14 protein-coding genes, 1 tRNA gene and 1 pseudogene are annotated in these 14,220 nt (G+C 72.5%); 2 read left to right on the forward strand and 14 right to left on the reverse strand.

All coding sequences use genetic code 11. The features are described 5' to 3' along the window. Positions 1-179: 179 nt before the first annotated feature. On the reverse strand, positions 180-1,571 hold the full coding sequence (locus ABZ484_RS36305) for an MFS transporter (protein WP_358870227.1): 1,392 nt from the start codon (positions 1,569-1,571) through the stop codon (positions 180-182). Between the two features lie 208 nt (positions 1,572-1,779). On the opposite strand from ABZ484_RS36305, the gene ABZ484_RS36310 reads away from it, so the two are divergent. Further along, positions 1,780-2,616: a helix-turn-helix transcriptional regulator gene (locus tag ABZ484_RS36310; protein ID WP_358870228.1), complete on the forward strand. Its 837-nt coding sequence runs from the start codon at positions 1,780-1,782 to the stop codon at positions 2,614-2,616. A gap of 53 nt (positions 2,617-2,669) precedes the next feature. On the opposite strand, the gene ABZ484_RS36315 is transcribed toward ABZ484_RS36310, so the two are convergent. The 7 genes from ABZ484_RS36315 to ABZ484_RS36345 all read right to left on the reverse strand — a co-directional run bounded on the left by ABZ484_RS36315 (position 2,670) and on the right by ABZ484_RS36345 (position 7,242). Continuing rightward, positions 2,670-2,742, reverse strand: a tRNA-Ala gene (locus ABZ484_RS36315). A gap of 142 nt (positions 2,743-2,884) precedes the next feature. Continuing rightward, a complete protein-coding gene (locus ABZ484_RS36320; protein WP_358870229.1) occupies positions 2,885-3,562 on the reverse strand; it encodes a histidine phosphatase family protein in 678 nt (225 codons plus the stop codon). Beyond that, positions 3,553-3,999, reverse strand: coding sequence for a ribosome silencing factor (rsfS, locus tag ABZ484_RS36325; protein WP_358870230.1), 447 nt, complete (start codon positions 3,997-3,999; stop codon positions 3,553-3,555). Before rsfS ends, ABZ484_RS36320 begins: the two co-directional genes overlap by 10 nt. Positions 4,000-4,076: 77 nt before the next feature. Continuing rightward, positions 4,077-5,915, reverse strand: coding sequence for a LytR C-terminal domain-containing protein (locus tag ABZ484_RS36330; protein WP_358870231.1), 1,839 nt, complete (start codon positions 5,913-5,915; stop codon positions 4,077-4,079). A 16-nt stretch (positions 5,916-5,931) separates the two neighbouring features. After that, complete coding sequence (gene nadD / locus ABZ484_RS36335) at positions 5,932-6,606, reverse strand: nicotinate-nucleotide adenylyltransferase (protein ID WP_358870232.1); 675 nt, start codon at positions 6,604-6,606, stop codon at positions 5,932-5,934. A 112-nt stretch (positions 6,607-6,718) separates the two neighbouring features. Then, positions 6,719-6,874 carry a hypothetical protein gene (locus ABZ484_RS36340; protein WP_199923113.1) on the reverse strand — a complete coding sequence of 52 codons (156 nt, stop codon included), beginning with the start codon at positions 6,872-6,874 and terminating at the stop codon, positions 6,719-6,721. Positions 6,875-7,077: 203 nt separating this feature from the next. Beyond that, positions 7,078-7,242 (reverse strand): hypothetical protein, encoded by a 165-nt coding sequence (locus tag ABZ484_RS36345; RefSeq protein WP_358870233.1) that lies wholly within the window; start codon positions 7,240-7,242, stop codon positions 7,078-7,080. Between the two features lie 101 nt (positions 7,243-7,343). On the opposite strand from ABZ484_RS36345, the gene ABZ484_RS36350 reads away from it, so the two are divergent. Next, positions 7,344-8,543 (forward strand): M48 family metallopeptidase, encoded by a 1,200-nt coding sequence (locus tag ABZ484_RS36350; protein WP_358870234.1) that lies wholly within the window; start codon positions 7,344-7,346, stop codon positions 8,541-8,543. Positions 8,544-8,591: 48 nt separating this feature from the next. Here the strand turns inward: ABZ484_RS36350 and ABZ484_RS36355 are convergent, their stop codons facing one another. The 6 genes and pseudogenes from ABZ484_RS36355 to ABZ484_RS36380 form a co-directional block, all read right to left on the reverse strand. Then, entirely contained in the window at positions 8,592-9,662 is a 1,071-nt protein-coding gene (locus tag ABZ484_RS36355; protein WP_358870235.1) for a hypothetical protein, read from the reverse strand. An 89-nt stretch (positions 9,663-9,751) separates the two neighbouring features. Continuing rightward, positions 9,752-10,324: a hypothetical protein gene (locus ABZ484_RS36360; protein ID WP_358870236.1), complete on the reverse strand. Its 573-nt coding sequence runs from the start codon at positions 10,322-10,324 to the stop codon at positions 9,752-9,754. A gap of 100 nt (positions 10,325-10,424) precedes the next feature. Beyond that, positions 10,425-11,711 carry a glutamate-5-semialdehyde dehydrogenase gene (locus tag ABZ484_RS36365; RefSeq protein ID WP_358870237.1) on the reverse strand — a complete coding sequence of 429 codons (1,287 nt, stop codon included), beginning with the start codon at positions 11,709-11,711 and terminating at the stop codon, positions 10,425-10,427. A 91-nt stretch (positions 11,712-11,802) separates the two neighbouring features. Continuing rightward, complete coding sequence (locus ABZ484_RS36370) at positions 11,803-12,516, reverse strand: hypothetical protein (RefSeq protein ID WP_358870239.1); 714 nt, start codon at positions 12,514-12,516, stop codon at positions 11,803-11,805. Between the two features lie 143 nt (positions 12,517-12,659). Beyond that, a complete protein-coding gene (proB, locus tag ABZ484_RS36375; protein WP_358870238.1) occupies positions 12,660-13,841 on the reverse strand; it encodes a glutamate 5-kinase in 1,182 nt (393 codons plus the stop codon). Positions 13,842-14,098: 257 nt separating this feature from the next. Then, positions 14,099-14,220: pseudogene (locus ABZ484_RS36380) on the reverse strand (UDP-glucose 4-epimerase GalE); the annotation flags it as partial.

A 14,220-nucleotide genomic window follows, 5' to 3' on the forward strand; every position in this document is an offset into this window, starting at 1 on the left:
TGCGCCACGTGGAGGGAGCCGCAGGAGGGGCAGACGAGGCGGGTGACCGTGTCCCGTGTCAACGCCGCATCGAGGAGGCGACCGACCTCCTCGAGGATGCTGGCAGGCATCGCTACTCCCTCCCGTCGGGCCGCGCCCCCTTCCGGCCGTTTGATTCTGCCACGGCCGGACCAATACGGTCAGCGACGCCTCGGTACCAGTCCGGCCACGGCGGCGGCCACGGCCGTCCCGGCCAGCGCGTACATGCACGCCGAGAGCGCCTCCGCAGAGGTATACGCCCCGGGGGCCCCGAGTGACTCAAGCCGGTTCAGGAACAATGTGCCGAAGGCCGCCACGCCGATCAGCTGACCGAGCTGCGCGACGGTGGCGAGCAGACCGCTGGCGTCCGCCGCGTCTACGGGCCGTACGGCGGCCAGCGCGCCGGTGAGCGTCGGGCTGAAGCCGAGCGCGAGCCCGACGCCCACACCGGCGTAGGCGAGGTAGAGCAGGGCGCCCCCGCCGTGGCCGCCCCTGAACGCCAGCGCGACACCAGGCACGGACAGCGCGATGAGCACGAACCCGGACGGGGTCAGCCACCGCTGCCAGGACGCCGGCCACCTCCGCCACGTCAGCCCGACCAGGCCGAAGACGGCGGCGGTCGGTGCGAAGGTCAGGCCCGCCCGCAGCGGGCTGTAGCCGAGGCCGCCCTGGACGTGCAGGGTGAGCGCGAAGAGGAAGCCGCCGTTCACGGCCATGACGGCCAGTACCTGGAAGACGGCGAGGCCCATGCCGGGCAGGCGCAGCACCCGAGGCGTGATCAGCGGGGCTCCGCCGCGCCGCGCGAGCCGGGACTCGTACCCGCAGAACACCGCGAACAGCACCGCGGACGCGGCCAGCGACAGCCAGGACCACAGGGGCCAGTCCTCCTCCTGGCCGAGCACCAGCGGCACCGTCAGCAGCGAGACCGCCGCGCCCAGCAGCACCAGGCCGGGCAGGTCCAGGCCCCGTGGCCGGACCCGCGCGCCGGCGGCGGACGCCGGCGGCCGCTCGGCCCCTCCGCCCCGCGGCAGCACGCGCCGTCCGACGAGCAGGAGGACGGCGCCCACGGGCACGTTGACGAGGAACACCGGGCGCCAGCCGGCGCCGAACAGGTCCGCGCTGACCAGCACACCGCCGACGACCTGCCCGGCCGCCGCGCCGACGGCGATCACCGCCGAGTACGCGCCGAGCGCCCGCACCCGGGCCTCACCGGTGAAGGTGCGCTGGATGAGGCTGAGCACCTGCGGGATCATCAGCGCCGAGCCGGCGCCCTGGACCAGCCGGAAGACGATCAGCGCGCCCGCTCCCCCGGCCAGGCCGCAGGCGAGCGAGGCCGCGGTGAACAAGGCCAGTCCGGCCAGGTGCACCCGGCCGTGCCCGAGCCGGTCTCCCAGCCGTGCTCCCGTGATCAGGAGGACCGAATAGGTGATGGTGTAGCCGGCGATGACCAGTTGCAGATCGGCGCCGGAGGCGTGCAGGTCGGAGCCGATGGCCGGGGCGGCGACGTTGACGATGAACACGTCGAGGAGCGCCATGAACTGGGCCGCGAGCACGGTGGCGAGCAGCGGCCGGGCCCGACTGTCAGTGGTGGGCGCTTTACTGTTCTCAGGACTTCGGAGCGGGTGCGCGGAGGCGGGATTCGGGCCTGTCCGGGAGGGTGTCGTCATGCCGTCGAGCCTGGCGACGCCTCGGTACGGGTGCCGAGAGCCCGCTGATGCTGGTACCGACAGCACCTGGCAGGCGACGAGTCCGGCCTCGACGATGAGGAACGTGACGACGGGGGACGTGACGATGACGACGACACAGCGCCGCCGGCCGGAGCTGGCCGCCTTTCTGCGCAGCAGGCGCGCCCGGGTGACACCGGCCGACGTGGGGATGGCCCCGGGCCTGCGCCGCCGTACACCGGGGCTGCGCCGCGAGGAGGTCGCCCAGCTCTCGGGCGTGGGCGTCACCTGGTACACCTGGCTGGAGCAGGGCCGGCCGATCAACGCCTCCGCGCAGGTGCTGGACGCGGTGGCACGCACGCTGCGGCTGGAGCCACCGGAGCGGGAGCATCTGTACCGGCTGGCGGAGGTGCCCTTCGACCCGGGCCCGCTGCCGCCGGCGCAGCGGGTCCGCCCAGAGGTCCAGTGCGTTCTGGACACCCTCGATCCGCATCCGGCGGCGGTCTACAACGCGCGCTACGACGTCCTGGCGACCAACGCCGCCTTCCGTGACCTGTTCCAGTTGCCGCGGATGTCCGAGGACTCCGTGCCGAACGCGCTGTGGACGCTGTTCACGCTCCCCCCGGCCGCCTGTCCCGTGGTCCACCGGGAGCGTGAGCTGCCGGTGATGGTGGCCACGCTGCGGTCCCACTACGGCAGACATGTCGGCGAGCCCGTCTGGGAGGACTTCATACGCGCCCTGTCGGCCGCCAGCCCGTACTTCGCCGAGCTCTGGGCGAGCGGCGAGGTGATACCCCCGGGGCCGCGCGTGAAGACGTTCCGCCGTCTGTCGGGAGAGGAGCTGCGGACGACGGTGGTGTCGCTGTCGATCGACGGGATGCCGGAGTGCCGGATCGTGGCGTACACGCCGGAACGCGAGAATCCCGCCCCTTGACGGGACGGGATTCTCATCACCGATCTTTGACAACTCAACAGAGTGTCGATCCGTGGAGCTAAGGAGAATTGAACTCCTGACCTCCTGCATGCCATGCAGGCGCTCTACCAACTGAGCTATAGCCCCTTGCTGCCATGCGGCCAAGCCGCCTGGTGTTCTTCCCGCTCGGCGGGGCGAACAAGAAGAACTTTAGCCTGTGACCTGCCGGAAAGTGAAATCCGGGCCCGTGGGGCCGCCGGGGCGTCCCGGGGCCCGGTTCCGGCGGGTCTCAGTCGTCGTCGCCGAGGACGGGCTCGGGCAGGGTGCCGGCGTTGTGCTCCAGCAGGCGCCAGCCGCGGGCGCCCTCGCTGAGGACCGACCAGCAGCAGTTCGCGAGCCCCGCGAGGCTCTCCCAGTGGTGGGCCTCCAGGCCGAGGAGGCGCCCGATGGTGGTGCGGATGGTGCCGCCGTGGCTGACCACCACGAGCGTGCCGTCCTCGGGCAGCTTGTCCACGTGCCGCAGCACCACCGGGGCGGCGCGGTCGGCGACCTCGGTCTCCAGTTCGCCGCCGCCCCGGCGCACCGGCTCACCGCGCTTCCACGCGGTGTACTCGGCGCCGTACCGCTCGATGATCTCCTCGTGCGTCAGCCCCTGCCAGACGCCCGCGTAGGTCTCGCGCAGGCCCTCGTCCACGGTGACGTCGAGGCCGGTGAGGGCGGCGAGCTCGGCGGCCGTCCGGGCGGCCCGCTTCAGGTCCGAGGAGATGATCGCGTCGGGTCGCAGGGAGGCCAGCAGCCGGGCGGAGCGGCGGGCCTGGCCGACACCGGTCTCGGTGAGCTCGACGTCCGTGGAGCCCTGGAAGCGGCGCTCCACGTTCCAGGACGTCTGGCCGTGCCGCCACAGGATGATGCGGCGGCCCCGGCCCGGTGTCCTGCCGGTTCCGTCACCGGCCCCGCTCACCGCCACTCACCGCCCGGCTCCGCCGACTCCTCGGCGGCCTTCAGCCTGGCGTGCTCCTCGGCCTTGCCCCGGGTGGCCTGGGCGTCGGCGGGCAGCTCGATCTCGGGGCAGTCCTTCCACAGCCGCTCCAGGGCGTAGAAGACACGCTCCTCGCTGTGCTGGACGTGGACGACGATGTCGACGTAGTCGAGCAGGACCCAGCGGGCCTCGCGGTCGCCCTCACGGCGCACCGGCTTGGCGCCGAGCTCCTTCAGGAGCCGCTCCTCGATCTCGTCGACGATCGACTTGACCTGGCGGTCGCTGGGTGCGGACGCCACGACGAAGGCATCCGTGATCGACAGCACATCGCTGACGTCGTAGGCGATGATGTCGTGCGCGAGCTTGTCGGCGGCCGCCTGGGCGGCGGTGCTCACGAGCTCGATGGAACGGTCGGTTGCGGTCACTACAGGGCTTTCCGTCGGCGGTCACTTGCCTTCCAGGGTCTCACGGACCGCCGACGGCGCCCCACGTGATTAACGGATCACTGGGCTGAGGTGGGCTTGTAGTCCTGGCCGAGGACCACCGAGACGTCGGCGCCGGAGGAGACCGTGCCCTTCGTCACGGAGCCGGCGGGCAGGCCCAGGGTCTTGGCCACCTCGGTGGCGTTCTCCTTGTCGCCGGCATCGGCGTAGACGACCTTGGAAGCCGGCTGGACGGCGGACGCGGTGCCGGCCTCCAGGAAGGTGAAGCCGCCGTTGAGGAGGACGACGCGTGCCTTGTCGGTGTCGCTCCTGGTGCCGGAGGCGTTCTGGACGGAGACCCGGACGGACGAGCCCTGGTCGGGGCTCTTCGCGGCGCCGCCGAGGATGTCCTTGACCACGCTGTCGCTGGTCTTCGCGCTCAGCGTGCCGTCGCCGCCGACGGGCAGCAGGGCCGTCCGGTAGTCGCCGCCCTTGGCCAGGTCGGCGAGCCTGGCGAGGAAGGTGCCGAGGTCCTTGTCGGTGAGCGAGGGGTCGAGGATCTGCGCCAGGGTCTGCACGGTCGTGGTGGCGGCCTGCGGGTCGGAGGACAGCTTGCGCAGCACGCCCTGCATGACCTGGCCGAACCGCTCCAGCTGGGCGTTCTGGGCCTCGCCGGAGGCGCGGTAGGTGGCGTAGGCGACGGCCATCTTGCCGCTGAGGGTCTGGTCCTTGCCCCGGTGGACGAGGGTCGTGGCGCCGTTCTTCTTGGCGTCCGGATCGGGGACGTCGGCGTCGGTGTCCACCTCGATGTTGCCGACCAGGTCGACGAGGTTCTGGAGGTAGGGGGAGTCCAGGCGCCAGGTGCCCTCGATGTTCGTGCCGAGGACGGTGTCGAGCTGGTCGCGGGTGCCGGAGGAGCCGTCGTCCCGGACCGACTTGGCGAGGGTCGTCGTGGTGCCGTCGTCGTCGGTGAGGGCCAGGGAGTTGGGCAGCAGGACGGTGGTGCCCTGCTTGGTGGTGGCGTTGTCGACGAGCAGGGCCGTGGAGGTCCCGCCCTTGGCGGTGTTGTGCAGGTGGACGACGATCACATCGCGTTTCTGGGCGCCGGCGGCGGTGGCGGTGCCGGTCTTCTTGTCGGCGGAGGACAGTCCGGGCAGTTTGCCGGCGTACCAGAGGTAGCCGACGCCGCCCACCACGACCAGGGCCAGCACCACGGCCAGGGCGATGATCCGGCTGCGGGCGCGACGACGGGCCTCCTCGCGGCGCTCGGTGCGGTTCTCGGTGAACTTCAGCCAGTCGATGACGTCTTCGGAGTCGTCGCTCGGCTCCTCGACGAAGGCGAACTGCTCGGTGTGGTACTCCCGCTCGTCACCGTCCGGCCGGTCCGGCCCGTCCGCCGTCCGGCCGGCCGCTCCGGATGGGGTCTGCGCGGGTCCTGCCTGCTGCGGGCCGGTCTGCTGCGGGATGTAGGCGGTCTGCTCGGTGACCCGGGGCTGCTGTCCGCTGGTCGCGGTCCGGCCGTAGGGGTCGTACGGTGCCGCCGTCGCGCCGGTGGCGGGCGTGCCGGTGCCGTAGGGGTCGTAGGCGCCGGGGTGGCCGTGGGAGCCGCCGGGGCTCTGGGAGCCGTGCGGACGGTGCGGGTCGTACGGCGGGTACTGCTCGTAGGGGGACGACGGGGCGGGGGTCTGCGGTCCCGCGCCGTAGCCGCCGTCGTAGCCGGACGGGCTGGGCTGCTGCTGCCCGCCGGTCGCGTACGGGTCGTAGCCGTAGCCCTGGTGGTCCTGACGGCCGTAGGCGTCGTAGGACTGCTGCGGGGTCTGCTGGGACGGCACCTGCTGGTAGACAGGCCGGCCGTACTCGTCGTAGCCGACGAGCTCGTAACTGTCGCCCTCGTACCCAGCGTCGTATCGGTCGTTCACCGGTGCCCCTCTCGGCTCACTCGCCGCGGTACAGCTCGCGCTTGGCGATGTAGCGCACGACTCCGTCCGGCACCATGTACCAGATGGGGTCGCCCGTGGCGACTCTCGCCCGGCAGTCCGTGGAGGAGATGGCGAGGGCCGGGACCTCGACGAGGGAGACACCGCCCTCGGGCAGGCCGGGGTCGCTGAGGTGGTGGCCGGGCCGGGTGACGCCGATGAAGTGCGCGAGGGAGAAGAGTTCCTCGGAGTCCCGCCAGGTCAGGATCTGGGCGAGGGCGTCGGCGCCGGTGATGAAGAACAGGTCGGTGTCGGGGTTGAGGGCGCGCAGGTCGCGCAGGGTGTCCACGGTGTAGGTGGGGCCGCCGCGGTCGATGTCGATGCGGCTGACGGAGAACTGCGGGTTCTCGGCGGTCGCGATGACCGTCATCAGGTAGCGGTCCTCGGCCGGGGAGACATGGCGGTGGGTCTTCTGCCAGGGCTCGCCGGTGGGCACGAAGACCACCTCGTCCAGATGGAACTGCGCGGCGACCTCGCTGGCCGCCACGAGGTGCCCGTGGTGGATCGGGTCGAACGTTCCGCCCATGACGCCCAGGCGGCGCTTGCCCGACGACGAGGGGCGGCTGCCGGGCCCGTTCTCGGGGTGCTTCACCGTGTCACTCGCCGGACCGGTAGGCATGTCCTGCTCTCCCATGCGTGCAGACCCTACCGGCCCGGTCCGAGGGCCCCGGCCGGGAGTTCGCCGACTACCGTTCCCGGGCCCCGGCGGCGAGCCTCCGGGGCGGGCCGGCGGGCGCCCGGCGGGGTCAGCGGTCGCGGTTGAAACGAGTGGTGACCCACAGCAGGAGCAGCAGGATGACGAGTGCGGCTCCGCCCGTCACCGCGGGGTTGAGACTCTCGTGGTTGCCGCCCTCGGCCTCGGCGAGGTTGACCAACTGGGCAGCGGTGCTCTGGAAGCTCATCTTCGGCAGACCTATCCGGGTGTGGGCGGGATAAAGATGTACGCCCATCGTAAGCGTCCGCCTCACCGCCCCTCACTCCGACTCCACCGTTGCGGGCGGCGGCCGGCGAGGCCTCGGCGGGCACGGCACGCACGGGGCCCGTCCCGGTGGACACGGACGGCGGGCGCGGACGGCGGGCGCGGACGGGGAACCTTCCGGGACGCTCAGTCGTCGTTCCGCTTGTAGCCGCGCAGCAGGAACCAGCCGACGAGGACGCACCCCAGGATCATCACGATCAGGACGACCCGGAGCAGGTCACCGGATCCCTGATGCTGGGTGGCGGTCCCGGCGGCCTGGGCGAGCCGTGCGACTGCGGGGTGGTGCTCCATGGCGGACTCCTTCGCTGTGCTGCCCGTCCACGGTATCTCCGCCTAGGCTGGCTCCTGCTTCGGGGGCACATCGGGCGACACAGACGCACATGGGGGATCACATGTCCGACGAAGGCCGCGAGCACAACGGACAGGAGCGCGTGCCGAGCCGCCGCCGCACGCGCTTCCCGGGGATCTCCTCGCGGGCGTACGAGCATCCGGCCGACCGTTCCGCCCTGGTCGCCCTGCGCAAGCTGAGCGGCTTCGACACGGTGTTCAAGGCCCTCAGCGGCCTGCTGCCCGAGCGCAGTCTCCGGCTGCTGTTCCTGTCCGACTCGGTGCGCGTCTCGGACCAGCAGTTCACGCACCTCAACGACATGCTGCGGGACGCCTGCTACATCCTGGACCTGGAGAAGGTCCCGCCGATGTACGTCAACCAGGACCCGCAGCCCAACGCGATGTGCATCGGCCTGGACGAGCCGATCATCGTGGTGACCACGGGCCTGGTCGAGCTGCTCGACGAGGAGGAGATGCGGGCGGTCGTCGGCCACGAGGTGGGCCACGCCCTGTCCGGCCACGCGGTGTACCGCACCATCCTGCTGTTCCTGACCAACCTGGCCGTGCGGGTGGCCTGGATCCCGCTGGGCAGCATAGCGATCATGGCCATCGTCACGGCGCTGCGCGAGTGGTTCCGCAAGTCGGAGCTGTCGGCCGACCGGGCGGGGCTGCTGGTCGGTCAGGACGTGCGGGCGTCGATGCGCGGCCTGATGAAGATCGCGGGCGGCAACCACCTGCACGAGATGAACGTGGACGCGTTCCTGAAGCAGGCCGAGGAGTACGAGGAGTCGGGTGACCTGCGCGACTCCGTGCTGAAGATCCTCAACGTGCTGCCGCGCACCCATCCCTTCGCCACCGTGCGGGCGGCCGAGCTGAAGAAGTGGGCCGAGTCCCGGGACTACCAGCGGATCATGGACGGTCACTACGCGCGGCGCACCGAGGACAAGGACACCTCGGTCAGCGACTCCTTCCGCGAGTCGGCGAACCACTACGCCAGCCATGTGAAGAGCTCCAAGGACCCGCTCATGAAGCTGGTCAGCGACCTCGCGGGCGGCGCCGGCGACCTGGGTGAGCGGGTCCGGCGGGGTTTCGGCGGCTTCACGGGTGCGTCCGCGTCCAGGGACGGCGCGAAGAACGACGGGGCGAGGAACCCGGGCGGGCAGAACGCGGGCGGGAAGAACGACGGGCCGAAGAGCGGCTCGCAGGACAGCCGCGGCCCGGAGGACGAGCCGCCGGCGGACACCCCGCGCCGCGACGAGGACTGACCCGCCACGGGGCCGGCCGGCTGACCGCCAGGCCAAGCGGGGCCGGCGTCACACCTTCGGCTGGGCGGCGGGGGCCAGGGTGCCGCACACGGGTGTCGGGCCGTCCGGTGCGTACGGGTCGGTGCCGGAGGGGCCGCCCGGCTTCGCCCTCTGCCCGGCCAGCAGGGGGTGGAAGCGGCCCGCGGAGTCGTCGGTGCAGGACAGCGGGCCGGCCTGGACGGACGAGGCGACCAGCTGCACCTGGCGCAGCCGCAGGTCGTCGTGGTCGAAGCGGAACTGGAGCTCGCGCCGCACGGTGAACAGCGAGACCGGGGCCTTGGCGGCCGAACCGGCCGGCTTGAGCGCGTAGACCAGGGTGGGGTCCGCCGTGACCTCCAGCGTGGCCGAGTCGGCCTCGACGGCCTGGAGGCTGCCCTGGACGCGGATCGCGGGGTCGGCCAGCTCGGCCAGGGCCGGGTCGAAGCGGACCAGCCAGCCCGTCGCGGCGTGCTGACCGTCGGCGGCGGGGTGCTCGAAGCTCTGGTCGAACTGGTTGAGCTGGTCCGGCGCGAGCAGCGTACGGACGGTGTTGGTCTCGCCGCCGGTGAGCACCGCCGGGTCGAGGGAGGAGGCCACGATGTAGTCCCTCGCGGTGAGCAGGGCGGTGGCGACCTGGCCGTCCGAGAAGTGGGCGGTGCGCCGATGGGCGGGCAGCGGGATGCCCTCGGCACCGACGGCGTAGTGGGCGGCGGGGCTGTGCGTGTACAGATACTGGGGGTCGGTGGACCCGGGGACCTTGCCCCGCGGGGCGAGCGGTACGACGGTCATCCGCAGCGGTACGGCGGACGGCTGGAGCTGTGTGGACCGGCTGGGGCTGCGCACGCTCATGTAGACGGCGGTGGCGAAGGCGAGGGCGATCAGCAGGACGAGGGCCAGGGCCTGCCGGGACAGTCCGCGGTGCAGATGGGGGCGGCGGCGCACGGCGGGGGTGTGGTCGGTCATCCGCTCCCGCGCGGAGTACTCCTGGAGGCGGGCAGCGCGGACGAACGACTCGTCGAAGACGACGGATCGGTATTCGTCCTCCGCACCTCCGGGGGCGCCCTCGGGTGTCCCTTCGGGCGGGTCTCCAGGCCCTCCCATATATTCAGGGTAGGTCTCGGCAAGCGCCGGTAAACGCCCTGCTGCGAGCCAACTTCTGACAGGTTCTCACCAGGGTCGGCGGCGGGCGGTCAGGGGGTGCGGGGGACCGCCGAGACGGGTGGCGGGGAGGAGTCGGCGGACGCGGAGGGCGCGGCGGCGCTGCCCTGTTCCAGGCCGGTCGAGGCGGGTGGCGGCACCTGGTCGCGGCTGCCCGAGGACCCGCCCCGGTAGACCGCCGCGAAGGCCAGCGCGACCATGCCGACGCCCATCACCACGGCGAGCACCCAGGCCACGGGCCGGTGCCAGCGCACCTGCTTGCCGAACGTCCCGGGGCCGCCGTAGCGGCCGTCGAGGAGGTCGGGGTCGTCCAGGTCGTCGAGATCGCCGTCGTGGGCGAATCCGTGCCGGTCGGGGCCGTAGCCGTCGTCGTAGTGCTCGCCTCTCGCGTGCGCGCGGCGGGCCTCGGCCTCGGAGGCCTCGGCTCTCGCCTGGGCCGCGGCCAGGAGGCGCTCGACGGCGGTCGGCTCGTGGAACACGGCCGCCCGTACGAAGGCCTCGTCGAAGACCACGGAGGCGAACTCTTCGTCCGACACCCCGCGGTCGTGGTCGTCGTCGGGCTCCCAGCCGTCAGGGAACGGCGTGCCCCCCACGTCCTCCGGCACGGATCCAGAGTAGACCTGGGGGGTCAATTTGGGCAGACGGTATGGAAATTCATCCGCCTGCTGAGACGCCTGCCCACCGGCCGGCCGCCGGGCCCTGCGCTCAGCGGCGGATGTGCCCGTCGCCCGTGACGATGTACTTCGTGCTGGTCAGCTCGGGGAGCCCCATCGGCCCGCGGGCGTGCAGCTTCTGCGTGGAGATGCCGATCTCCGCGCCGAAGCCGAACTGTCCGCCGTCGGTGAAGCGGGTGGAGGCGTTCACGGCGACGGTGGTGGAGTCGACCAGCTGGGTGAACCGGCGGGCCGCCTGCTGCGAGGTGGTGACGATCGCCTCGGTGTGCCCGGAGGACCACAGCCGGATGTGCGACACCGCCCTGTCCAGCGAGTCGACGACGGCGGCGGCGATGTCGTACGACAGGTACTCGGTGTCCCAGTCGTCGGGGGTGGCCTCGACCACCGTGGCCCGGGAGTCCTTGGCGTAGGCCATCACCCGCTCGTCGGCGTGCACGGTGACCCCGGCCTCGGCGAGCGCGTCCAGGGCGCGCGGCAGGAACTCGGCGGCGATGTCCTGGTGGACGAGGAGGGTCTCGGCCGCGTTGCAGACGCTGGGCCGCTGCGCCTTGGAGTTGATCAGGATGTCGACGGCCATGTCGAGGTCGGCGTGCGCGTCGACGTAGACGTGGCAGTTGCCGGTGCCGGTCTCGATCACCGGGACGGTCGACTCGTTCACGACCGTCTGGATCAGGGAGGCACCGCCGCGCGGGATCAGCACGTCGACCAGGCCGCGGGCGCGCATCAGCTCGCGTACGCTCTCGCGGCTCTCGCCGGGCACGAGCTGGACGGCGTCGGCGGGCAGCCCGGCCCCGCCGACCGCGTCCCGGATCACCCGGACCAGGGCGGAGTTCGACTCGTAGGCGGAGGCGGAGCCGCGCAGCAGGACCGCGTTGCCGGACTTCAGGCACAGGGCGGCGGCGTCCACGGTCACGTTGGGGCGGGCCTCGTAGATGATGCCGACCACGCCGAGCGGGACGCGGACCTGTCGCAGGTCCAGGCCGTTGGGCAGGGTGGAGCCGCGGACGACCTCGCCGACCGGGTCGGGCAGCGCCACCACGTCGCGCACGTCGGCGGCGATGGCGCGCACCCGCTCCGGGGTGAGCGTGAGCCGGTCGACGATGGCCTCGCTGGTGCCGGCCGCGCGGGCCTTGGCGATGTCCTTGGCGTTGGCCTCGACGATCTCGCTGGTACGGACCTCCAGGGCGTCCGCGATGGCGAGCAGCGCGTCGTCCTTCTCCGCGCGCGGCAGCGGCGCGAGGTCGGCGGCGGCTGCCTTGGCCCGGTAGGCGGCCTGGGCGACCGGGGACATCGAGTCGTACGGCGAGAGCGTGGTCATGAGGGCAGGGTAGTGCGGCTCGGAGGCCGAGGCGGCAATTGTCCCGGTGTCCGAGACAGGTCCTCGGCCCGGTGCCCGAGACAGGCCCCGGTCAGAAGGGGTGCACTCCCACCGGAGTCGCCGGGGGCGGTCCGTAACCCTCGGCGAGGCGCTGGTGGTAGGTGTCGCGGTCGATGACCTCCAGGCCGACGATCTCCCACGCCGGCAGTTTCGCGCTCTGCCGGTGCTCGCCCCACAGCCGCAGGGCGACGGCCGCGGCGTCGTGCAGGTCGCGGGCCTCCTCCCAGTAACGGATCTCCGCGTGGTCGTCCGCGTAGCGGCTGGTCAGCAGGAAGGGATGGTCGTGCGCGAGCTGCTCCAGGCCACGCCGCACCTCCTGGAGGGGCGCCCGGGCGCCCGAGACCCGCAGGGTGATGTGCCACAGCCGGGGAAGGCCGGGATCCTGGCCTCCGTCACGCCCCTCGCCCGGCCTGCGCGCCGGCCGGTCCCGACCCCCGGCGCCTGCCCCGCGCCCCTCAAGACCGTCGAACCCCTCAGGGCCGTCGAACCCCTCAAGACCGTCGAGCGCGTCGAGTCCCTCAGGGCCGTCGAGTCCCTCAGGGCCGTCGAGGCCCTCATGGCCGTCGAGGCCCTCATGGCCGTCGAGGCCCTCATGGCCGTCGAGGCCCTCGAGCCCCGCACGCTCCACGCGTTCCTTCTCGTAGCGGTCGCCGGCCGCCACGCTGGTCAGGGCGCGCTTCTCGCCGGCCGCACGGGGCGGGGACCCACCGGTACCACCGCGGGACGCCGCCGCCCCAGGGCGCACTCGTCTCACGACGGCCTCCTTTGTCCAGTGCTCGTGCGGTTGGTGTCCCTGAGACAAAGTGCAGCAGGCCGCGCGGCTCCGTGGGGCGGTTTTGCGGAACGTCCCCCACCTTCAGGCCACGGACGGCCGGACGTTTCGGCCCATTACGGCTCCAGGAGCACCAGATCGTCCCTGTGTACGACCTCGCGTTCGTACGCCGGTCCGAGCCGGCGGGCGAGTTCCCGGGTGGAGTGGCCGATCAGCCGGGGGATCTCCTTGGCGTCGAAGTTGACGAGCCCGCGGGCCACCGGATGCCCCCGGCCGTCGCGCAGCTCGACGGGGTCGCCGGCGGTGAACTCGCCCTCGACGGCCGCGATACCGGCCGGCAGCAGTGACTTGCGGCCCTGGACGATCGCGCGGACCGCGCCGTCGTCGAGGGTGAGCGAGCCCTGCGGGGTGGAGGCGTGCTGGAGCCACAGCAGCCGGTCGGCGGAGCGCTTGCCGGTGGGGTGGAAGTAGGTGCCGGTGTCCCCGCCGGTCAGGGCGTCGGCCGCGTGGACCGCGCTGGTGAGCACCACGGGAATGCCGGCGGCGGCCGCGATCCGGGCCGCCTCGACCTTGGTGACCATGCCGCCGGTGCCGACCCCGGCCCTTCCGGCGCTGCCGATCTCGATCCCCTCGAGGTCGGCCGGCCCGCGCACCTCGGCTATCCGGGAGGTGCCGGGCCTGCTCGGGTCTCCGTCGTAGACGCCGTCCACGTCGGAGAGGAGCACCAGCAGATCGGCGCGGATCAGGTGGGCGACGAGGGCGGCGAGGCGGTCGTTGTCGCCGAAGCGGATCTCGTCGGTGGCGACGGTGTCGTTCTCGTTGACGACCGGGAGGGCGCCCATCGCGAGCAGTTTGTCGAGGGTGCGGGAGGCGTTGCGGTGGTGCGCGCGGCGGCTGGTGTCCTCGCCGGTCAGCAGGACCTGGCCGACACGGATGCCGTAGCGGGCGAAGGAGGCGGTGTAGCGGGCCATCAGCAGGCCCTGGCCGACGCTGGCCGCGGCCTGCTGGCGGGCCAGGTCCTTGGGGCGGCGGCGCAGGCCGAGCGGGGCGAGCCCGGCGGCGATCGCACCGGAGGAGACCAGGACGATCTCCTTCTCCCCGCCGCTCGTCCGTCTCCCGCCACCACCCTCGGCCGGGGCCCCGCGGGCCGCGCCCTCGTTCCGGCTCTTGGCCAGGACGTCGACGAGCGCGTCCACCCGGTCGGCGTCCAGGCCGCCCGACGCGGTGGTCAACGACGAGGAACCCACCTTGACGACGATCCTGCGGGCCTCGCGCACGGCCTGCCTTGCCCCTGCCACCTTGTTGCCTGTCCCCTCGCATCGGTCCGGCTGCCTGCCCGGATCCACGTGCCGAATCTACGCGAAGAGGTCGATGCGGTGCCTGTCCGTTTCAGCTGACGGACCGGCGCGGGACGCACCCGGCGGCGCCCGGAGCGGGCCGACGCGCGCGGGGCATCCGCGCGCATCCCGGCCGCACGGCTCAGCCATGGCCGCACGGCTCAGCCATGGCCGCACGGCTCAGCCATGGCCGCACGGCTCAGCCGTGGCCGCTCGGCTCAGCCGTGCCGGTGGCGCCAGCCCTGCCAGGCGGACTCGATCATCTCGTCCAGGCCGTGGCGGGCCGTCCAGCCGAGTTCCGCGCGAATGCGGTCGGCGGAGGCGACGACCCGGGCCGGGT

The organism is Streptomyces sp. NPDC006393, assembly GCF_040628575.1.
In the GTDB taxonomy this organism is placed as follows: Bacteria; Actinomycetota; Actinomycetes; order Streptomycetales; family Streptomycetaceae; genus Streptomyces.